Annotated in this window: 18 protein-coding genes; 13 read left to right on the top strand and 5 right to left on the bottom strand. The window is 51.0% G+C overall.

Features of this window, described 5'->3' with window-relative positions; all coding sequences use genetic code 11:
* Window position 1: 1 nt before the first annotated feature.
* Both J2Z65_RS32905 and J2Z65_RS32900 read left to right on the top strand, forming a co-directional pair.
* Window positions 2-1,012, top strand: a complete 1,011-nt coding sequence (locus J2Z65_RS32905; protein WP_167056003.1) for a carbohydrate kinase family protein — start codon at window positions 2-4, stop codon at window positions 1,010-1,012.
* Complete coding sequence (locus J2Z65_RS32900; RefSeq protein WP_167056006.1) at window positions 981-2,480, top strand: glycoside hydrolase family 32 protein; 1,500 nt, start codon at window positions 981-983, stop codon at window positions 2,478-2,480. Before J2Z65_RS32905 ends, J2Z65_RS32900 begins: the two co-directional genes overlap by 32 nt.
* A 139-nt stretch (window positions 2,481-2,619) precedes the next feature.
* On the opposite strand, the gene J2Z65_RS32895 is transcribed toward J2Z65_RS32900, so the two are convergent.
* A complete protein-coding gene (locus tag J2Z65_RS32895; protein WP_205300931.1) occupies window positions 2,620-3,564 on the bottom strand; it encodes a phosphotriesterase family protein in 945 nt (314 codons plus the stop codon).
* Between the two features lie 362 nt (window positions 3,565-3,926).
* Here J2Z65_RS32895 and J2Z65_RS32890 point away from each other — a divergent pair, with 362 nt between their 5' ends.
* Window positions 3,927-4,895 carry a hypothetical protein gene (locus J2Z65_RS32890; protein WP_167056012.1) on the top strand — a complete coding sequence of 323 codons (969 nt, stop codon included), beginning with the start codon at window positions 3,927-3,929 and terminating at the stop codon, window positions 4,893-4,895.
* A 20-nt stretch (window positions 4,896-4,915) separates the two neighbouring features.
* Here the strand turns inward: J2Z65_RS32890 and J2Z65_RS32885 are convergent, their stop codons facing one another.
* Window positions 4,916-5,614: a 3D domain-containing protein gene (locus tag J2Z65_RS32885; protein ID WP_167056015.1), complete on the bottom strand. Its 699-nt coding sequence runs from the start codon at window positions 5,612-5,614 to the stop codon at window positions 4,916-4,918.
* Window positions 5,615-5,818: 204 nt separating this feature from the next.
* Between J2Z65_RS32885 and rpoN the strand changes: the two genes are divergently transcribed.
* On the top strand, window positions 5,819-7,147 hold the full coding sequence (rpoN, locus tag J2Z65_RS32880; protein ID WP_167056018.1) for an RNA polymerase factor sigma-54: 1,329 nt from the start codon (window positions 5,819-5,821) through the stop codon (window positions 7,145-7,147).
* Window positions 7,148-7,160: 13 nt separating this feature from the next.
* Here the strand turns inward: rpoN and ablB are convergent, their stop codons facing one another.
* Window positions 7,161-8,024: a putative beta-lysine N-acetyltransferase gene (gene ablB, locus J2Z65_RS32875; RefSeq protein ID WP_167056021.1), complete on the bottom strand. Its 864-nt coding sequence runs from the start codon at window positions 8,022-8,024 to the stop codon at window positions 7,161-7,163.
* A gap of 169 nt (window positions 8,025-8,193) precedes the next feature.
* Here ablB and J2Z65_RS32870 point away from each other — a divergent pair, with 169 nt between their 5' ends.
* The 7 genes from J2Z65_RS32870 to J2Z65_RS32840 are packed head-to-tail and all read left to right on the top strand — an operon-like array spanning window position 8,194 to window position 15,321.
* Window positions 8,194-8,457 carry a YokU family protein gene (locus tag J2Z65_RS32870; RefSeq protein ID WP_167056024.1) on the top strand — a complete coding sequence of 88 codons (264 nt, stop codon included), beginning with the start codon at window positions 8,194-8,196 and terminating at the stop codon, window positions 8,455-8,457.
* 33 nt (window positions 8,458-8,490) lie between these two features.
* Window positions 8,491-9,858, top strand: coding sequence for an aspartate aminotransferase family protein (locus tag J2Z65_RS32865; protein ID WP_167056027.1), 1,368 nt, complete (start codon window positions 8,491-8,493; stop codon window positions 9,856-9,858).
* Window positions 9,845-10,555 carry a CoA transferase subunit A gene (locus J2Z65_RS32860; RefSeq protein ID WP_167056030.1) on the top strand — a complete coding sequence of 237 codons (711 nt, stop codon included), beginning with the start codon at window positions 9,845-9,847 and terminating at the stop codon, window positions 10,553-10,555. Before J2Z65_RS32865 ends, J2Z65_RS32860 begins: the two co-directional genes overlap by 14 nt.
* A complete protein-coding gene (locus tag J2Z65_RS32855; RefSeq protein ID WP_167056032.1) occupies window positions 10,522-11,184 on the top strand; it encodes a 3-oxoacid CoA-transferase subunit B in 663 nt (220 codons plus the stop codon). The genes J2Z65_RS32860 and J2Z65_RS32855 overlap by 34 nt, the downstream gene beginning before the upstream one ends.
* A gap of 57 nt (window positions 11,185-11,241) precedes the next feature.
* Window positions 11,242-12,528 (top strand): peptidase, encoded by a 1,287-nt coding sequence (locus tag J2Z65_RS32850; RefSeq protein ID WP_167056051.1) that lies wholly within the window; start codon window positions 11,242-11,244, stop codon window positions 12,526-12,528.
* A 3-nt stretch (window positions 12,529-12,531) separates the two neighbouring features.
* Window positions 12,532-13,887 carry a 4-aminobutyrate--2-oxoglutarate transaminase gene (gene gabT / locus J2Z65_RS32845; protein ID WP_167056034.1) on the top strand — a complete coding sequence of 452 codons (1,356 nt, stop codon included), beginning with the start codon at window positions 12,532-12,534 and terminating at the stop codon, window positions 13,885-13,887.
* Between the two features lie 15 nt (window positions 13,888-13,902).
* Window positions 13,903-15,321, top strand: a complete 1,419-nt coding sequence (locus tag J2Z65_RS32840) for an aldehyde dehydrogenase family protein (RefSeq protein ID WP_167056036.1) — start codon at window positions 13,903-13,905, stop codon at window positions 15,319-15,321.
* Window positions 15,322-15,859: 538 nt separating this feature from the next.
* Here the strand turns inward: J2Z65_RS32840 and kamA are convergent.
* Window positions 15,860-17,296: a lysine 2,3-aminomutase gene (kamA, locus tag J2Z65_RS32835; protein WP_167056039.1), complete on the bottom strand. Its 1,437-nt coding sequence runs from the start codon at window positions 17,294-17,296 to the stop codon at window positions 15,860-15,862.
* A 116-nt stretch (window positions 17,297-17,412) separates the two neighbouring features.
* Window positions 17,413-18,834, bottom strand: coding sequence for a sigma-54 interaction domain-containing protein (locus J2Z65_RS32830; protein ID WP_167056041.1), 1,422 nt, complete (start codon window positions 18,832-18,834; stop codon window positions 17,413-17,415).
* Window positions 18,835-19,248: 414 nt separating this feature from the next.
* Here J2Z65_RS32830 and J2Z65_RS32825 point away from each other — a divergent pair, with 414 nt between their 5' ends.
* Both J2Z65_RS32825 and J2Z65_RS32820 read left to right on the top strand, forming a co-directional pair.
* The gene (locus tag J2Z65_RS32825; protein ID WP_167056043.1) at window positions 19,249-19,962 is read left to right on the top strand and encodes an ABC transporter ATP-binding protein; all 714 of its coding nucleotides are present in this window, start codon (window positions 19,249-19,251) and stop codon (window positions 19,960-19,962) included.
* Window positions 19,963-19,978: 16 nt separating this feature from the next.
* Window positions 19,979-21,199: an ABC transporter permease gene (locus J2Z65_RS32820; protein WP_167056045.1), complete on the top strand. Its 1,221-nt coding sequence runs from the start codon at window positions 19,979-19,981 to the stop codon at window positions 21,197-21,199.
* Window positions 21,200-21,583: the final 384 nt, after the last annotated feature.

The following is a 21,583-nucleotide window of genomic DNA, read 5'->3' as shown; positions in this document are numbered from 1 at the left end:
GATGAACTATGATGTAGTTGCAATAGGCGAATACTTAATTGATTTTGCGCCGCATGGCTTGTCCCCTGCCGGAGAGCCGGTTTATGAACGCAACCCGGGAGGGGCTCCCGTCAATGTTGCTGCGGCTGTTGCGAGGCTTGGTGGGAGGACAGGTTTTATCGGGAAAGTGGGGATGGATCCTTTCGGCTTGTATTTAAGGCAAGCCTTGCAGCAGCAGGGGATCTCGGATGAGGGACTTGTCGTGTCGGATGAGGCCCATACGACGATGGCTTTCATTCATTTGGATGCGCAGGGAGAACGATCCTTTCATTTCGCCCGCCAGCCCGGTGCGGATCAACTGCTAAGGGAGGAAGAAGTAAATGCTGCTATGGTGGAAGGAACACGGATTTTTCACTTCGGCTCCATCTCAATGACAGGGGAACCGGCTTACAATGCGACGATCAAGTCCGTGCAGCGGGCTAAAGAGTGTGGTGCTTTCATTTCATACGATCCTAATTGGCGGCCTTCTTTGTGGAAGAGCGAGCTGCAGGCGAGAGAGGCGATACAGGCGGGATTAAAACTTGCCGATCTTGTCAAAGTGTCCGAGGAAGAGCTTCTTTTTCTTACAGGGGAACCTGATATCGAGCTTGCATCTCGGCAATTGGCGGAGCGGTATGCGATTGAACTATTGCTAGTAACGGCCGGGCGTGAAGGCTCTTTTTACCGGATAAATGAGAAGTGGGGAATGGTTGACAGTTATTCCGTTCAAGCGGTGGACACAACGGGAGCGGGTGATGGTTTTCTCGGAGCTTTTCTCTATCAGGTGCTGCGGGCTGGGAAGCCTTTGCATGCTTGGAGCGAGGAGGAGCTGCGTATTGCGTTGAGGTTCGCTAATGCCGCTGGAGCTTTTGCCGCAACGCGAAAAGGCGCCATCCCGTCACTGGGGACGATAGCAGAAATTGATGTTTTGATGCAGGCACGCAGTCAAAGGGGGAGAAACGATGAATCAGCAAGTGAACACGGGATTGCATAAGGTGCATGAGGAACGAATAGCGCAAGCGAATAATGTATTGAAGCACCAAACGGCAGAGTTTGCGGATGACAGTTACAGGCTGCGGTATCATTTGATGCCCCCGGCCGGTTGGATGAATGACCCGAACGGCCTCATTTATTATAAAGATGAGTACCATGCTTTTTATCAACACTATCCGTATGAACCTAAGTGGGGACCGATGCACTGGGGTCATGCCAAAAGCAAAGACTTGGTCAACTGGGAGCACCTTCCAGTCGCCTTGGCGCCTTCGGAAGAATACGACGCTGGAGAAGCCGGAGGCTATGGCTGCTGGTCGGGCAGTGCAGTGGACAATAACGGCGTGCTCTCGTTAATTTACACGGGGCATGTCGACGGGCGCGCACCGGTGGAAGTGCAGTGTCTCGCGACTAGCATCGATGGGGTGAACTTCCGCAAAGCAGTGTGCAACCCAGTCATTGCCGGAGCGCCGGAGGAGGGCGGTTTCGGGTTCCGGGACCCGAAGGTTTGGCAGCATGACGGAGCGTGGTACATGGTGATCGGATACGGGAAAGATGGCTTAGGCAAAGCGCTGCTGTATACGTCTCCGGATTTGCAGGAGTGGCGTTATCTGGGAGTTGCCGCCGAAAGCGACGGCACGATGGGAGATATGTGGGAGTGCCCGGATCTCTTCCCGTTAGGGAACGGGGATGACCACGTGCTTGTTGTGTCCCCGATGAATATGGGAACGACGAAGACGATGTACTTAACCGGCAAGCTGAATTACGCAACGGGGAAATTCGACTGCAGCTATGCGGAGCGGCTAGATTATGGGTTCGATTTTTACGCGCCGCAAACGTTCGTGGACGGGCAGGGCCGTCGCATCCTCTTGGGTTGGATGAACATTTGGGGCGCACAAATGCCAGAGCAGGATCGAGGCTGGATGGGGGCGTTTACCCTGCCGCGAGAGCTGAAGCTCCATACAGACGGTACGCTGCGGATGGGGCCTGTCGCTGAGCTGAAAGCATTGCGCGGGGCGCATCACCGCGTGAGCGATCTTTCCATTAGCGCGGATGCGGAGTTGACGCTGCCGGGTGTGAATGGCGATACGCTTGAGCTCATCGCCGTTTTTGATACGGGCAAATCCGCTGGGGACGTGGATTTCGGCTTGCTGCTTCGCTGCTCGGAAGATGGCGCCGAATATACGCAAGTGAGCTATTCGGCAGCTGACCGTAAGCTCAGCGTCGATCGTACGCACTCCGGCGCAGGTGAAGCGGGCGTGAGCGAAGTGCAGCTGGCGCCGTTGGAGGATGGTCTCGTGAAGCTGCACATCTTTCTCGACCGCTCTTCGGTTGAACTCTTCGCGAATGACGGCATGAAGACCGTCACGAACCGTATTTACCCTGCGGCGGACAGCTTGGGTATCAAGCTTTTTGCCAAGAAGGGCGAAGCTCATCTTGCGAGCTTGGATGTTTGGTATTTGAATCCTTGAATCTTTGGGTTCTTGTGCCCCAGTAGTTCCGCTTAAATAAAGATTCGGGCTGATGCTGCCCAAATAGCGGACTCAAGTTCCCTTCAAGCTCCCCGTGGCCGATAGGGAGATGCCCGAGAGCTGCTGGTTTTTCGCCGTTTTAACTCCGTATACGCATTGCCTGATAAGGGTTGCGGGTAACGCACTGCTGCAGCCAGTGCTCATCCAATCCTTTCTCAGCCGCATAAGGGAGAAAATCGGTCAGCAGGTGGTGGTAGGGGCGGAGGTTGCCGCCTCTTTCTTCACCGACCGTGTACCACCCCGTATCCTGAGAAAGCAGGATGCGATCGCCGCTAACGCCATGAGCCAGTAATTGCTGCAGCAAATCCACATGCTTGTCATATGTGCCTGGCAGGATAGAATCAATCGAAATCCACATGCCGTCAGCCGCAAGCTGCTGATGGACAGCCAAATCCTTGCCGGTTTGGGCATGCACCCAGATAAACCGCTCCCGGTCAAAACCGGCTTGTTTCATGATTTCGCCAGCATGCAGAGCGGTGTCCCCACCGATGGTGTGGCATTGAATCGGCAGTCCGGTTTCAAGCGAGGTGCGGATAGCCGCCCGCAAAATTTTTTGCTGTGTCTCATTGATCGATGTTCCGTCGTTCAACGCAATTTTGATATAGCCAGGAAATACGCCGCTATCTCCGATGCCATTCCTTGCCTCACGAATCCATAGGTCGGCAAGATCCTGTTCTGTGGCTTGATAGACGAAGGGCGGCAAATAAGGAGCTTTATAGAATCCTGTATTCGTCACGAGGTGCAGGCCGGATTTTGCAGCCAGCTCCTTCAACAGGTAGGGGTCACGCCCCAAGTATTCCGGCGCGCAATCAACAAACGTGGAGCAGCCTGCCTCCTTCAGCTGCAGCAGGAGCGGCAAGATCATCGCCACAACCTCGTCTCGGTCATAATCCTTCGGAGATAACTTTCCATCTTCGATAAATCCAACGAGGATATGCTCGTGGACAAGTAGGGTTCCAGCTTCTTTTTCATTGATAAGTCCGGTTACGGTCTGCAGCATCGACGACACCTCGACATTCTCCATTTTGACTTCATTATAATCTATGGTTGAATGTTCGTGAAAGCACTTACTTCCCATGCCCCACGGATGTAAGAAGCACTGTCCCTCTCACATAGACGAAACGAAAAAAAGGAGCCGGTTGGCTCCTTTTTTACATATAGGAAATTCTATGTTTGTAGGGGAACAACAGGGCGCTATTTTGCCGCAAAGGTTGCCACCCGCACTAATCTCCATGCTGACTTTTTGATGAGAAGCGCTCTGATCCAACGAGGGTTCAAGCCGCATTAGACTTCACATTTCTCCCGTGTCAACCGATAAAAATAGGGTAAAATGAAGCAAGAACGATGAGCGGATTCTACCTAAAACCTCGAATAGGAGCTCCTACTATGAGTAAAGCAGTCGTACCAAACCGCAACGGAAACAATCAGTTGCAAGCCCAGCAGCAAACTTCCTATCCGGAGAAACCTTCTGAACGAAAAGAAGCGGGTCCGGTTTCGTCCCTCTCCCACATCATGATGCTGCAGCGCACCGCAGGAAATCGAGCCGTGTCCCAGATGGTTCAGCGTATGGCTGTCCAGCAGACAGCATCTATCCCTGTAATTCAGCGATCGTTAGACGACAGCGCAAAGAAAAAATGGAAAGACAGCGATCTCTCTGCTTTGTGGGTAAAGATGCGCAACCGAAGTGAAGGAAAGGATAATCTTCCGTCCTATGGCACAGTGCGGGACGATATGGCGCAGTATGTCGATCGGGAACTTACGGAGCGTGCGCTGGCTGAGGAAATTATTAATACAGAGCCGTTTAAGGCAATGTTTCTAACGCCGAGATTAGCCCAAAGCGAAGATGCTATTGCAAACCCGAATGGGACGATTGAACAAGCTATCAAAAAGGTTCTCGATGTGTGCATTTTTTATCACGTGACGTTTACGGAAAACGTGGAAGCTATTGCCGAAGGTGGAATTAGAGCGAATAAAGGCGGGAAAGGATCGGGCGTCTCCACTCATGGCAGGGACGATCCCGAAGCCAACGCTACCTATAACAAATGGAGCAAGGGGCATACGTTCATCACCAAAAGCACATCAGAAGCGGCAGGCTACAAAGCGAAGATGGAAGAGAGCGGGAAGACCGCGAAAATCTTGCATATCCTCTCCAACCCTACTTTCACGAAGAATGAGATGAAGGTGGATATCGACAGTAAAGCCGGACTGAAATACGAAGGGGATCTGAAGGCGGTTGGCGACCGGACGCAGTTGAACCAGACAGCCATCAGTCTTGTCGTCACTGCCCTAAGGGAAATGAACTTAATAGCTGACGCCTCCAAAATCAATGAAGTTTACGCTGCCCATTTTAGTTAGCGCCACTAGGACGCTCCATATTAAATATTCTCTCGATTCAGCAAATAGACTTTCACATTCTTCTTCACGCCGAATTCCTTGGCTTGGCCCAAATCGTTCATGAACACATCGATTCTCGAACCGCGAATCGCCGAGCCGATATCTTCGGCTTTGCGAATGCCGATGCCCTCGATAAATACGGTTGAGCCCAGCGGAATGACGTTTGGATCGACGGCGATCGTCCGTCCTTCTTTGGCCTTTAACCCGCTGAAGGTAATGCCGTACATCGGATGGGAGGCCTTTTTGCCAGTAGATTCGAAGCCCGCCGTATAGGCCGTTAGTGTGGTATTAATGACTTTTTTTATGATTTTTGGCTGAGTTTTTGAAGCTCCTGCCCCCGCACCGGCGGAGGGAATCTTTAAGGTTTGTCCAACCGTGAGCCCGCGTGGATCTTGAATATCGTTGGCAGCCATCAGATCATTCACATCGATTTCAAAATCACGGGCGATTTGGAACAGGGTGTCTCCACGGTTTATCTGATATTGTGTTGTAGGCGGCACGACTGCCTGAGCAGTGGTTGTTTCAGGTTCAGCTGCTGTAGCATTTACTGCTAGACTGTAAGATTGCGGAAGGTCCGTGTACTCGTCGCTGCTTGGATAGGAATAGGCTCTATCTGCTAGCCATAAACTAACCAATAAAGGAATTGTCAGAGTCGTAAACAAGATTCTTAGAAACATCATAGCTCCTCCTCAAAGAAAAATAATAGAGTTACAGCTACTAGACTCGTCCAATTTCTATTTTTCTAAACATAATCTATGAAAATTTACTAGATTTAAGCCCGTAAAAGGCTCCTTTTGCAGGCTTTTTTGTTGTTTGCAAATGGAGTGGCAAGCGATCGTCCTTGCGTGAATACACTATAGCAACAACCTAAAGGAATGATGTTCATGCGCCAAGGCTACGGAATGTTCCAACAACAATCGGCGAAAATGCGGTTGACCCCGCAGCTGCGCAAAGCCATATCGATTCTGCAGCTCTCGATACCGGAATTACTGGAGGTTGTTCAGCAGGAGATGAATGAGAATCCGGTCTTGGAATTTGCTTCCGTTAACGATCGGACTGCGGATTATCCTATCCTGTCTCGTCCTAACCGCAAGGGGGTCACCGATTCTTCCTATGATCCGCTTCACCATGCCGCGTCGAACGAAGTATCCTTGGAAAGGCACTTGAAGGAGCAGTTCATGTTCATGCAAAAGGTACCGCAACTACTACGCCGAATCGTCATTTTTATGATCGGGAATTTGGACAGCAATGGCTATCTTGGACCTTCGTTAAGTGAAATCTCGGATGTGTTGAAGGTGGAGCGTGAGCTAGTGGAGCAGGCGCTTCGGATTTTGCAAAGCTTTGAGCCTGTCGGTGTGGGAGCGAGAAATTTGCAAGAATGCTTGCTTCTGCAAGTCCATTCTTTGGCCGAAAGCTTTCCGCTGGTCGCCGTTCTCATTCGCCATCATCTGAAAGATGTTGCCGAGTATCACGTTCATAAATTATCACAGCGTCTGCAGGCATCGCCGCAAGAAATTCAGGCCGCCATGGAAGTCATTAAGGGGCTAAATCCAAGACCCGGGGCTGCTTTTCATACAGAAGCCGTTCACTATATCATTCCGGAAGTGGTTATTGAAAAATCAGGCGAACAGCTCGCAGTGTTCACACATCAGGCAGCGCTGCCTCGCTTATCGATGAATGGCTATTATGAGCGGCTGGTGAAGGAGGAAAGAGTGAAGAATGAAGCCGCCCGATTCCTAACCGGCAAATTCCAATCGGCGATGTTCTTCTTACGGTGCCTGGAGCAGCGGCGAAAGACCATCTTTCGTGTGGCGCAAGCGATTGCAGACGAGCAGAGCGAGTTTTTTTGGAAGGGGACGGCCTATCTCAAACCGATGACATTGAAGCATATTGCCGATAAGCTCGGCATGCATGAATCGACAATCAGCCGCGCAACGGCCGGCAAATATGCCCAAACGCCGTGGGGTATCTTCGAGCTCAAGCATTTTTTCCCGTCTGGCCTGCCAAACCAATGTGGAGAAGCGGCGTCTTCCGAGCGTGTCAAAACCAGATTGAAAGAATGGATTCGCAGCGAGAACCAGGCCAAACCTTATTCGGATCAAAAGCTCGCTGATCTGCTGATGCAGGAGGGCATTCAGATCTCGCGCCGCACCGTGACGAAATATCGGGAAGAGCTGGGCATTTCTTCTTCCCAGAGAAGGAAACGCATATAGTTACCATAAAGGGTCATGGCACGCTTAAGGCTTTGGCCCATAAATTCATATCCTCATATTTATCGTAGATATCGCAGTTTTTCGTCAGCCTGCCGTAATACCCATAACCCATCTGATAGAAAACGGCATTCATGCCGAAGGAAAGAGCTCTGGATAGCGAGTAAGCGCAAGTAATTTGGCGAGCGATCAATTCATCCTCCAAAGCATGCATCAAGAGTCTCATGAGTCCTTGGTTGCGGAAGGCGGGAAGTGTGGCGCAATCGGTCATTTCCGCATTGGCATACAGCGCATTGATTTCTGCGGAAGCGGCGCTAACGAGCTCACTTTGCGATTCGACGAGATAATAAATCGTTCCCTCCTGCATCGTTTTTGCAACATAAAGCGGATCGTTCATCGGTGTGGGGTAGGTTTGAAAAATCCGGCTGTACAAATGCGACAGCTGCCCCGAATCCTGGGCCCGGGCGATACGCAGGGTGAATGGCTCTGGTACGGCAGGCCGGTCGGGTTTGCGGGGAAGTGCCAGCACCTGCTGCAAGATGTGATCCTCCTCCATCCAATAATCGCTGCTCCGCCGCTCCAGATCGTAATAAAAAGCCATGCAGTAGGCGTCCTTGCCGTGAAAATATCCTTTATAAACGCCTTCCAGCATGCAGCCTTTTCCCAAAAAGGTCTGCCAATCCTGTTCCCGCGATTTGATAAAAACTTTGGTCAGCGCATGCGTCTTGGCTCTTTCGGTTATTCGCTTGTAAATGGCATCGACATTGCCTTGGTAGTCGTCTACCCGCAGCCTTTTGTTCATGAAATCGAGGCAAAAGCTTACCGTATAATCGCTGCCGTGTTCAACCTCATTGCTATATGCCGGCAGATCATTTGGCATTTCGCATTCCCCCTTCTTCTTAACATGGTTATATGCTTAGATTCGCAATATTAGCCTTGCAATACTTTGCTGTGCCCGTCAAAAGTTGGCATGCATTTTGCTTCTTTATTAGGCAGATGCAGCTGCTGCGCAAAACATATCCGGTGGTCATGAAGGAGGCAGAAAGCTTATGCAGTGTATGTGGTGTGAGACGGAAGATGTCCGTGAAGGTGTCAAAGATTGCTACTGGATCATGCCGGACGGAAGGATGGCGGTTCAGATTCTGGACGTTCCCGCGATCGAGTGCGCCAACTGCCGTACGTATGTGCTGGAAGGTACCGCACAGCAGATCGAAGAGATGCTGTATTGGCATGACGTCTCAGCGCTGGGGAGCTCTTTCCGCTATGAAGAGCTGATGAAAGCGCCTCGGGTCAAGAATATGTTTCTGAAATAAACCATAGTAATGGCTGATCAGCGGGGGTGCCTTATGGAGCGGGAGCATTTAATCAAGCCGGTTTTGGACCATTCTTATCCCACGGTTCAATATGGAAAAGGGGTGTTCCTTTACGATGAGCAAGGAAAAGCGTATTTGGACGCATCCTCAGGGGCTGTGACCGCCGGCATTGGACACGGCGTGCAAGAAATCATCGATGCGATGATGGAGCAGGCGGGCAAGGTTTCTTTTGTATACAGGTCTCAATTTACGAGCGAACCGGCAGAGAAGCTGGCGAAGAAGCTGAGCGATATGGCGCCTGGCGGCGACTACTGGGCCTTCTTCGTGAACAGCGGCTCAGAAGCGACGGAAACGGCGATGAAGATTGCCATTCAGCACTGGCAAGAGAAAGGCCGTTTTGGGAAGAACATGGTCATATCGCGCAGAATGAGTTATCACGGCATCACCATGGGCGCTCTTTCGATGTCCGGTCATGTTCTAAGGAGAAGGCGGTTCATACCGCTATTAGAAGATTATCCGGTCGTCGCTCCCCCTTACTGCTACCGCTGTCCGCTTCAGATGACTGCTCCCTCTTGCAAGCTGGCGTGTGCAGACGACTTGGAAACAGCAATCAAACGAATCGGTGCTGAGCATATCGCCGCATTCATAGCGGAGCCTATTGTAGGAGCTGCCGGAGGGGCGATTGTTCCGCCTGAAGGCTACTACAAGAAGATCAAAGAGATCTTATATCGCTATGAGATCTTATTTATCGCCGACGAAGTGATGACCGGCATTGCCCGAACGGGGACAATGTTTGGCATGCAGCATGATGGCGTAGAACCTGATCTGATGGCGCTGGGCAAAGGCTTGAGCGCCGGCTACACGCCGATGGCCGCCACACTGGTCAAGGACAATGTGATGGCGCCTATTCTGCAAGGCTCCAAAAGCATCATGGCCGGCCACACCTACAGCGCCAATCCGCAGTCGGCGGCTGTTTCGCTGGCGGTTCTGGGCTACGTCGAGAGGCATCAACTTGCTGAGGCTGCTCAAAGCATGGGAGCTTATTTGCTAACTAAGCTGCGCGAAATGGCAGAGGGCATCGAAATCATTGGCGATGTCAGGGGCAAAGGCCTGCTTCTGGCCATCGAGTTCGTTCGGAATCGGGATGATAAAGCGATGTTTCCGCCTGGGGAAGGCATCACTGTCCGAATCATTGATAAAGCCTTTCATAAAGGCTTGCTCGTTTATCCTGCATCGGGCGCCGTGGATGGGGCTGGGGATGCCATTATTGTGGCGCCGCCTCTGGTCATTACTGAAGCGGAAGTCGATCAGCTTGTACAGCTTTTGGAGGAAGCGATTCGGGAAGTCGCGGATGAATTGACTAGGGAGTCGGCAGGAGGTGACAAGGATGGCGAGATCTGAGCTGAGCAAAGTGAAGAGCTTGGAAGAGGCGCTTCATGCTATTAACGACGGTTGCACACTAATGTACGGCGGGTTTGGTGGTATAGGCACACCTCCGACGCTGATCGATGGTATTTTGCACAAAGGGGTCAAAGACTTAACGATTATCGGTAACGATACCGGTTTTCCACATATCGGGATTGGCCGTTTAGTGACCGCCGGACGGGTGAAAAAGGTGGTTGCCTCCCATATCGGCTCCAATCCTAACGCTGGCCAAATGATGGAGGATGGCTCCATGGAGGTCGTCTTTTACCCACAAGGGACGCTGGCGGAAAAAATCCGTGCAGGCGGCGTCGGCCTCGGAGGCATTTTGGTGGACGTCGGCGTCGGAACGATGATGGGAGAAGGCAGGGAGACGGTATCGATTGACGAGCGAACGTATTTGGTGGAGCCGGCTTTGACGGCTGATGTAGCGATCGTTCATGCGTTGAAAGCCGATCCCTACGGCAATCTTGTTTATGATAAAAGCGGTAGAAATTACAATCCGCTCGTTGCGATGGCCGGTACATGTACGATTGCCGAAGTCGATGAGATTGTGCCGCTTGGCGCGCTGGACCCCGAAAGTATTGTCACGCCGGGCATTTTCGTCGATATGGTCATCCTCAGCAAAGGAGTGAATTGGCAATGGGTATGGGAAAAGAAAACCGTGACCGAATAGCGATGCGGGCCGCTCAGGAATTGAAAAACGGCATGGCCGTTAATTTGGGAATCGGCATCCCAACCCAAGTTGCGGACTATGTGCCGGAGGGCGTTCAGATTGTTTTTCACGCGGAAAACGGCATCTTGTACGCAGGCGGAGCACCGAACCCGGGGGAGGAAGATGCGTTCCTCTGCAACGCGGGCGGCTATCCGGTCACGATTGTAGAAGGAGCATCCTATTGCGACAGCTCCATTGCTTTTGCCATGATTCGCAGAGGCTGCATTGATATTACAATCCTTGGGGCGCTGGAGGTCAGCGAACGCGGCGATTTGGCGAATTGGATCGTGCCTGGCAAGCGGGTGGCCGGTATAGGCGGCGCGATGGAGCTCGCCCAAAAAGCGAAGAAAGTGATCGTGCTCATGAACCATGTCAACCGGCAGGGCGAATCCAAGGTGAAGAAGCAATGTGACTTGCCGTTGACCGCACGGGCTTGCGTGAAGCTGATTATAACGGAAATGGCAGTGATGGAAGTGACGGAGCATGGGCTGCTTTTGAAAGAAATCATGCTGCCTTATACGGTTGATGACGTTGTGCGTCATACGGAGGCAGCCTTGATCATTCCGGAACATATTTCATACATTCCATAATGTAGCCAACCAAAAGGAGGGATTCCTTTGCCGAATCATAAGGCTGACCAGCCCGGGATGGCTGAGCTGCCCGAGCTGTCAGGGAGAATTCGTGAGTGGATAACGCTTCATCGTGACGCAGGGACCGCCTTGCTGCAGCAAATGGTCAGGATACCAAGCACGCAAGGCAACGAGAAAGAAGTTCAGCTCCTTGTTGCCGATCAGCTATCTAAATTGGGATTGACCGTGGATATATGGGAGCCGGATGGAGAGCACCTTGCGGATCATCCGTATTTTTGTTCACCTCGAAGTTTTTTTGCAGGCAGTCCTAATGTTGTGGGTGTTTTGAAGGGGGCTGGAGGGGGGCGTTCCATCCTGCTGAATGGCCATGTGGACGTTGTGCCGGAAGGCCAGCGCAATCAATGGGAGCATGATCCCTACAGCGGCGAAGTCGTTAATGGCAAGTTGTACGGACGAGGATCGACGGATATGAAGGGCGGCAATACAGCTCTGCTGCTTGCTCTTGGGGTTATTCAAGGGTTAGGGCTGAAGCTGAAGGGCGACGTTATTTTTCAAAGCGTTGTTGAAGAAGAAAGCGGCGGGGCCGGGACGCTGGCGGCCATCTTGAGAGGATACAGGGCTGATGCAGCTTTGATTCCGGAGCCTACGAATTTGCGCATTTTCCCCAAGCAGCAAGGCTCGATGTGGTTCCGAATTGAAGTTAAAGGCCGCTCGGCTCATGGTGGAACAAGGTATGAAGGCGTTAGCGCGATTGAGAAAAGCCTGGTTGTCATTCAGCATATCCAGGAGCTTGAAAAGGGGAGGAATGCCCGGATTAAGGATCCGTTGTACGCGAACAATCCGATTCCGATTCCCATTAATCTAGGTGTCATTCAGGGCGGGAATTGGCCTTCGTCTGTTCCGGATACGGTAAAGTTGGAGGGTCGGATGGGCGTCGCCCCTGAGGAGAAGCTGGAAGAGGCCAGAGAGGAAATGCTCAGGTGGATGGATCGGTTGAAGGAAGCTGATCCATGGTTTGCAAAGCATCCGCCTGATCTGGCGTGGTTCGGGGCGCAATGGGTTCCGGGCAGCGTCAATCCGGGGCATCCTCTGATGGAGGTGCTCATGCAGCAGTATCGCAAGGTTAAGCAAGAAGAGCCGGTCGTTGAAGCATCGCCTTGGGGCACGGATGGCGGTCTGCTGACGCAGCTGGGGGAGACGCCTTGCCTTGTCTTTGGGCCCGGCATTACGCAAGTGGCGCATTATCCGAATGAGCACATTGTGCTGGAGGATGTGTTCGTGGCTGCGGAGATCATCGCGCTGACCTTGATTCATTGGTGCGGTTTTGACAGAATGGAGGCATAGGGGATGGATGTGAAGGAGAACAAGGCGACTTACATTGAGATGAAGACCTCTCTGCCGGGGCCGGAAGCTCAGAAGCTGCTGGAGCGCCGTATGGCGAGCATTCCGCGGGGACCATTCAACACCGTACCTACTTTTGCGGCAAAAGGGGAGGGAGCGCTGCTCACCGATGTCGACGGGAACACCTTTATCGATTTCGCGGGTGCAATCGGCTCCTTGAATGTCGGCCATTGTCCGCCCAGAGTGGTGGAAGCGCTGAAAGCGCAGCTGGAGCGTTATCTGCATCCCTGCTTTCACGTGATGATGTATGAGCCGTATGTGGCTCTTGCTGAGAAATTAAACGAATTGACTCCGGGCGATCATCCGAAAAAAACGTTCTTTTTGAACAGCGGGGCGGAGGCTGTTGAGAATGCAGTGAAAATCGCACGCAAGTTTACGGGCCGCAAAGCCGTCATTTCCTTCGAGCGAGGCTTTCATGGTAGAACCTACATGGCCATGTCGCTCACAAGTAAAGTGAAGCCATATAAAAATGGGTTCGGGCCTTTTGCACCCGATACGTATAAAATGCCCTATCCGTACTACTACCGTCCTCCCGTCGGCATGTCTGCGAATGAGCTGGATGAGCACATCTTGCAGAAGTTTGATGATTTTTTCTTGGCGGAGGTCCCTGGCGAAGATGTAGCTGCCGTGATCCTTGAGCCAGTTCAAGGCGAAGGGGGCTTTGTCATCCCTTCCACACGGTTCATTCAAGGGGTCAAAGCGATCTGCGAGAAATATGGTATTCTGCTGATCGCCGATGAAGTTCAGACAGGATTCGGGCGGACGGGTAAAATGTTTGCCATGGAGCACCACGGCGTTGTGCCTGATCTCATGACGATGTCCAAATCGATTGCGGCCGGTCTCCCTATCAGCGCGGTGACCGGCAGAGCGGACATCATGGATGCCCCGGGTATAGGGGAAATCGGGGGCACATATGGCGGCAGTCCGCTTGGCTGCGCTGCTGCGCTGCAAGTCATTGCCATGCTGGAGGAGGAGCGGCTCTCCGAACGGGCTGCCCGGATCGGGGCAGCCGTCACTGAAAGGTTTGGGCGGCTGCAGCAGGAGTTTAGCTGTATCGGAGACGTGCGCACACTGGGCGCGATGAGCGCCATTGAGTTCGTGAAAGATCCTGTGAGCCGGACACCGGATAAGGAGCTGACGGCTCGGATTTTGCAGGAAGCGCATCAGCACGGCGTTATCGTGATGAGCGCAGGCATTTACGGGAATGTGATTCGTATTCTGAGCCCGCTAGTGATTACAGATGAGCAGCTTGCTGAGGGCTTGGATGTGCTGGAGGCGGCGCTAAGGGCTTGCAGCAGCTAGGAAAGGGGAAACAGCATGAGAAAGCACTTATTCATAGAGGGGAAATGGGTAGAGGCTGGCGAATACCGGCCCTTATTCTCACCCTACAGCGGTGAACAGATTGCCGAGATTGCCTACGCAGGAGCGGCCGAAGTGCAGCGCGCACTGGTGGCGGCTGAAAGAGCCAGACCCTTGATGGCGCGGATGCCGGCACATGAACGGGCTGCGATCTTAGAAAGGCTGGCGGCTCTAATCCGCGAAAGGGCGGAGGAATGCGCAGGAATTATTGCGCTTGAAGCAGCGAAGCCGCTAAAAACGGCAAGGCTTGAGGTGGAGCGAACCATCGCAACGTACAAGTTTGCTGCTGAAGAGGCGAAGCGGATTCACGGCGAAACGATTCCGATGGACGCAGCACCGGGCGGAGAGGATCGTGTGGCATACACGATTCGCCAGCCTTTGGGCGTCATAGCAGCGATAACACCGTTTAACTTTCCGATGAATTTGGTTGCGCATAAGGTGGGTCCCGCGCTTGCTGCGGGCAACACGCTCGTCTTGAAGCCTGCTGGCCAAACGCCGCTGTCTGCGTTGTTATTGGCAGAGCTTTTGCAGCAGGCGGGGCTTCCCGCAGGGGCGCTGAACGTTGTAACCGGCAGCGGGAGCGCCATTGGGGACTTGCTGGTGACCGATGAACGCGTGAAAGCGGTGACCTTCACTGGAAGTCCGGAAGTCGGGATAGCCATACGCAGCAAGGCCGGCCTCAAAAAAGTGGTTTTAGAATTAGGCTCTAATTCTGCGCTCATTGTCGATCAAGGGACGGATGTGGATGGCATGATTGCGCGAGCGGTTACGGGAGCTTTTTCCTATGCAGGCCAGGTGTGTATTTCCATTCAACGAATTTACGTGCATGAGCAGCTGTTTGATGAATTTGTCGGAAAGTTCGTCAAGCAGACTGAGATGCTTCGATTAGGGGATCCGCTTGATCTCCAGACGGATTTATCGGCTGTTATCAGTGCGCGCGATGCCAAGCGCGCTATGGAGTGGATAGCGGATGCGGAGAAATCCGGCGCCGTTGTCGCAACCGGCAACAGGAAAGAGGGGAATGTCGTTCATCCGACAGTTCTGCTGCATGTTGATGCCGCGAGCAGCGTCTCCTGCCGGGAAGCTTTTGCTCCCATCGTGATGATCAATAAAATCGCCAGCGTTGAGGAAGGCATCCGCCTGGTCAACGATTCCAGGTATGGCCTGCAAGCGGGGATATATACGCAAAATATTCGGACCGCATTCGCCGCTGCTGAAACATTAGAGGTGGGGGGCGTCATGATTAATGATATCCCCACCTTTCGCGTCGACCAAATGCCGTATGGCGGCGTTAAGGAAAGCGGAACAGGACGGGAAGGCGTGAAATACGCTGTGGAGGAGCTGACCGAGCTGAAGCTGATATGCTTTAAAAAGTAGCGCTCCTGGCCTGCTCTGCCTGTGCGTTTCTAGGAAAATTGAAGGGGTATCCCTTAGGTAGAATGTCTACTTAAGGGATACCCCTTTAATGTTTATAGGTGGCATCACGTCAACTCTTGTGTGTATAGGAACTACAGTCCTCTATATTGAGCGAAATGCGCTGAATTGAGAGTCCCAATGGAACTACAGGGCCTTATTTACCCTGAATCCTTGCAATTGGGCCCACATTGGCAAAATAGCGGATCGTAGTTTCCTTTGGCGAAGGAAAGTGACGCTCTTTTGCAAAATAGCGGACCATTGTTCCCTCTAGCGCCCCTTGTACGCTAACCGCCGCCCGCCGCTCAGCGTAAACTCGCTACGCGCCTGCCCCGCGCAAACTCGGTCCGCGCCCCGCACTGACGCTCCACGCAAGCTCGCTCCGCACCTCGTTCGTCCGCTCAGCGCTAACTCACTCCGCACCTCGCCCGTCCGCCCTGCGCAAACTCGCCCGCACCCTCGCAGGGTCGCCCCGCACTAGCCGCTCATTCGGCCAGTCCGCTCAGCTTTCCGCGCTTGGCTCTTCGCCCTCACTAGGCGCCCCCGTGGACGGGGCGCCTTCCGCAGCGGCCGCCTTGCTCTCTTTTTGCTGCGCCTTCATCAGCTTATCTTTCATTTCATCCCGCTTTGTCCGGCGATCCTTCAAAGAGGCGTGCTCCGGCGAATCCGAGTATGCTTTCCTTCTGCCGATCCGGCGCAAATTTTCTGGCACTAAGTTGAATTTTTCATCTTTCATCAGCGCAATGATGCCCGTGCTTTCAGGCTGCTTTTCAACCCCGTAGAATTCGTTGAAATACTCATCCGCCCGGCCTGGCACATAGTTTTTGGGCTCTGGGTACCCGACGATGACACCCTCGTAGTTGCGCAAAATCACTTTATCTTGGCTCTGCGAGATCAAATAGTTTGGCTGAAGCGCAATTTTGCCTCCTCCGCCGGGTGCATCCACAACGAAAGTCGGGACCGCATACCCGGACGTGTGGCCGCGCAGCGACTCGATAATTTCGAGGCCTTTGGATACGGGGGCCCTGAAATGGCCGATTCCCTCGGACAAATCGCATTGGTAAATGTAATAAGGGCGTACGCGCATTTTTACAAGGTCATGCATGAGCTTTTTCATAATGTAGGTGCTGTCGTTGATGCCTGCCAGTATGACAGACTGATTGCCCAGAGGAACACCTGCATCGGCGAGCATGGCGCATGATTTTTTTGCTTCTTCCGTCATTTCCAAAGGGTGGTTGAAATGCGTGTTGAGCCAGACCGGATGATATTTTTTAATGATGGAGCACAAATGCTCTGTAATTCGCTGCGGGAAAACAACCGGCGCCCGCGTGCCGATCCGGATGATTTCGACGTGGGGAATCGCCCGCAAATTTTTCAATATATACTCCAAAATGTTGTCGTTAATCAGCAGCCCATCCCCACCGGAAAGCAAAACGTCGCGCACCTCAGGCGTATTTCGAATATACGCAATGGCGTCATCCAATTGTTTTTTGGGAACGCCCATCCCCACTTGACCTGAGAAGCGGCGGCGCGTGCAGTACCGGCAGTACATCGAACACTGATTAGTAACCAGGAAAAGCACCCTGTCCGGGTAACGGTGCGTTAAGCCTGGCGTTGGGGAGTCCTCATCCTCATGCAGAGGGTCCTCCAGATCATATTTCGTTTTCAACAATTCGGCAGAAACAGGGACAGACTGCATGCGAATCGGGCATCGCGGATCATCGGGATTCATCAAAGATGCGTAGTAAGGGGTAATATTCAATGGGATCGTTTGCGTCGAGATGCGAACGCCCTCTTCTTCCTCGGGGGTCAAATTTACGACTTTCTTCAGATCATCCAAGGAACGAATGGTGTGTGTCAGCTGCCAAAGCCAATCATTCCATTGCTCATCTGTGACGTTTTTCCATAGTGCAACCTGTTTCCAGTGACGTCGTTCCATATTGGCACCTCCAGTAATGATGATTGCTCAGTAATAGAAGATGCAAAAAGCATGCCAACATTTCCTCACTGCATCGGATAACACGAAAAAGACTCCTTGCGGAGTCGGTGGACAGATTAAGGTTTTCTCACGATGCCGTAGCGATGAAGTTTATATTGCAGGGCTTGGCGCTTGATGCCGAGCGCTTGAGCGGTCAGAGTAACATTGTATTGATGATGGGCGAGCGCGCTCACAATCGCTTCCCTTTCCAGCTGTTTCACCTTATCGGTTAATCCGGTTGGGTTCGCCGACTCAGGCCGCTGCTCAAACCGGAGGGCATTATTCCCCGTGATCGAAGCGGGAAGATGCGTTTCTTCAATGATTTCGCACTCCAGCTCCATCATATTATAGGTCGATTCAATCGCATGGCTAAGCTCGCGAATATTTCCCGGCCAATGATAGTCGAGCAAACGCTGCATGGCGGATGGCGCTATGCTCGTAATTTTCATACCAAACAGGTCATTAAATTTATCTATAAAATGATTCGTCAAAATCGGAATATCCTCTTTACGCCCGGCGAGCGGAGGGAGTGTAAGATTTACAACATTCAATCTGTAAAATAGATCGCTGCGCAGCATACCCTTATCTAAGGCATCCTTAGGGTCTATATTCATAGCAGTAATGATGCGGACATCCACCTGCTGCTCATTCGTGCCACCAACCCGGCGAACAAGACCGTCCTGCAGCACACGCAATAATTTCGCCTGCAAAAATAAATCCAAGCTGTTCAATTCATCGAGAAAAAGCGTTCCGCCGTTGGCTTGTTCGAATAAGCCTGCTCGGTCGATGGCACCGGTAAATGCTCCCCGTGCCGTTCCGAACATGATGCCTTCCATCAGTTCATTGGGGACAGCCGCACAATTTTGCGCGATAAAAAGTCGATTTCTACGAGCTCCTGCATTATGGATGCTTTGGGCAACCAATTCCTTCCCCGTGCCGGTCGGACCGCAGATCAGAACGGGCGAGCTTGTACGCGATGCTTTTTTGGCAAAAGAGATCGTTTGCAGGAAAGCTTCATTTTTGCCGATTAAATCACTGAAATGGTAGCGGGCGGAGCTTGCACTTTTTTTTTCTTTGGCAGGGGACTCATAGATTTGATGCCGAAGATCCAGAATTTGATCGTGGAGATGAACGATGCTTGTAATATCTTTGGCCACCTCTAAGGCGCCGATAATTTCACCGTGCTCAAGAATAGGGTACGTGCTGTTAATGGTTGTGATTCTTTTGCCTGTCACGCTGACATAGGTTTGGATTTTTTCGCGGATTTCTGTGCCGGATTGCAGCACCTTCATGAAAGTGCTCGTTTCATTGGTTAAGGAGGGGAAAAGCTCAAAAAAATTCTTCCCAACCACCTGCTCCCTTTTCAAACCATCGGTTTCGGCCATCTTATCATTATAGAAAATGGTAATTCCCTCACGGTCAATGAGATGAACACCTACATCAATGATATTCAGCATTTTTTCAAAATAAGCCGCTCCATGCTCGTTCTGACCAGACATGATGTACCCCCCCTCGCGTAAGGATGGTTCAGTGGTTCACTTAACATCTTATGACGGCGGGAGCTGGTTAAGACCAGACAATACAAAAAGCCGAAGGGACAGGATCCCTTACGGCTTTGGCAGTTATGTATGAGTTCAATTATTGTGAAATCATATTTCCTATTAATTTAAGATACAAAATGTCGCCAGTTTTTGCCCACATCAGAAAATGGTATCGATTAAGCAGTACATTTTTTTTCATGTCAGCCTTCATTTGCAGAACCTCCTTTTGTTGATAGATGTGTTGATAGAGTAATAGATACTAGATTTGACCAAATCGTCGATTTATATACATGGGGAAGCAGAACTTGATAAAAGGCGGTAGAAATGTGAAGATGCACTATAGGATGAGGTTAGAAGGGAAAGTGACCGCAAATGTCAGAAGAACGATTAGCTGTATTAGAAGTACATATTGATCAGGCTGGTTACGATGAGGTTCCGGATATTATAAAAAACATTCATTTTGAGGTACGGCAAGGTGAACTGGTAGGTCTGTTAGGTCCGAATGGGGCTGGCAAAAGCACGACGATGAAAAGCATCCTAGGCTTGCTGAAGGAGTTCAAGGGAAAAATCTCTTTTATGGGGGAGCGCAAAAGCTACGCCTACATTCCGGAGCATCCGATTCTATATGATGAGCTGACATTGTGGGAGCATATGGAGTTTGCCGCTTCCGTTTATGAACTTGATCGAACCGTATTTCTGGAGCGTGCGGATGATCTCTTGCACCGGTTCCGGCTGCTGGATGAGAAGCATCAATTGCCAGGGAAGTTTTCCAAAGGGATGCAGCAGAAAATCATGCTGATTCTGGGCTTTTTGAATAAACCGGATGTGTACATTGTCGATGAGCCTTTCATTGGGTTGGACCCGAAGGCGATCAAAGATTTCTTGGGGATGTTGGATGAGGAACGTAAGCGAGGCGCGGGCATTTTGATGAGTACACACGTTTTAGACACAGCAGAGAGGATTTGCAGTTCGTTTGTACTTCTCTCAGGAGGCAGATTGGTGGCAAACGGCTCCCTGCAGGACATTAGGCAGCAATGCGGCATGCCGGATGCGCCATTATTCGACTGCTTCCATTCTTTACTATGAGAGGGGGGACCTCATCTTGAAAAGCAGCTTCCGGCTTTTTGCACGAAGGGTTCGATCGGATTGGTTTTTTCAGTATAAAGCGTTACGAATGGCGGTGGATTGGGTTATTGCCATCTACTTTGTTATTCCGCTGATGATTGTGGCTGGCTATCAATACTATTCTTGGTGGGCGGCTCAGCCTTCTTGGTTTAGTTGGATATCGATGTTTATGGTTGGGACGGTCTTCTATCTTTTCACTTGGCTTGGAACTATTCGATATTTTGTTGAGGAAGGGGACCAGCTTTTTCTCAGGCAGAACCAGCGTTGGTTTCAGCATCTCATGTTTCTCGGTTACAGATACTCTCTTGTTCTGCAGGGGATCACTACGCTACTATTGACGCTTGTGTTTCTTCCTTTGCTGGTTCAGACGTATTCTTTTGGTATGCCTCAGATTATTTGCTTCTGGTTGCTTACCTATCTGTTGAAAATAAATTTAGGCTTGCTTCGCCAACTGCTTGCACTACGTATACAGGGAATACTGCTTTGGCTGTTGCGAATAGCGGTTTTTGTTGGGCTGTTCTACACGTATCAAAAGCTAGTTGCGGCGGTAAGTCATAACGCGAGCTTTATTTGGGCAATTCTGATTCTTCTTCTAGCACTGGCTGTGTTCTTAAGCAAAATTCGGTTGCAAGAGAAAGGGGCATTCTTGGCGGATGTCGCCAGAGAAAGAGATTCGCGGATGCGGATAGTCTCTTTAATGTTAATTCGTGTGATGGAGCGGAAAAGAAAACCGAAACGGAAGCGTCCTCTTTTATTCAAGAATTCACAACGCTTGTTTAAGGGAAAAGGCGCTGGCAACGGAATCGCTGATTTATTGGTAAAATCCTTTTTTAGGAATGGCACCCAATGGAAGCAAACGATACAATTTGCCGCTCTGATTAGTGCGACTATGTTTATATTGCCGGGAGTTCTTAAAATCACGATCTGGATACTTGCAGCTTGCCTGTTGGCATTTTGGAGAAAATCCTTTTGCAAAGATGAATTAACGGCACCTTTTCTGACCCTATTTCCTATCCAGGATACAGTGAAACATCAAGCTCTCCAATTAACAACGCCTATTCTAGTGCTGCCTGCGCTGATCTTAATAAGCCTATTTATGGGTATCTCTTTCTTCACCTGGTGGGGACCTATTCTGATGATCGGAGCCGCGATTCCGTTAGCTTATGGGACTTCTTCCGTTTTTACAAGCTGGTATTGAACTATCGAACACTAGACGAATAGAGCTTTATTGAAGGAAAAGAACAACGCTGTAGAAATACAGCATTGTTCTTTTTTTAGAGGTTGTAATCCTATTGGAACCATGGTATATTGCTAATCTGTCGATCAAACGCAGGTAATTGCAGCATGAAACATTCATAAAAAAGAAATTTTAAAAAATGCTTGCAAATCAAATTTCGACATGGTATATTACTTTTCGCTGCTTCGGTAACGCGGCGGTGAACGAAAGAAATTGATCTTTGAAAACTGAACAACGAGTGAGTAAGCAAAGTCGAGCAATCGACTATAAATGAGATTGCAAAATCTCGCTAGCAAGTCAATGAGTACAATTAAGCTTTTCTATTATGGAGAGTTTGATCCTGGC

This window comes from Paenibacillus aceris, from assembly GCF_017874035.1.
In the GTDB taxonomy this organism is placed as follows: Bacteria; Bacillota; Bacilli; order Paenibacillales; family NBRC-103111; genus Paenibacillus_E; species Paenibacillus_E aceris.
Note: the sequence above shows the minus strand (reverse complement) of the source record. Positions and strands in the feature narration are given on the sequence as shown.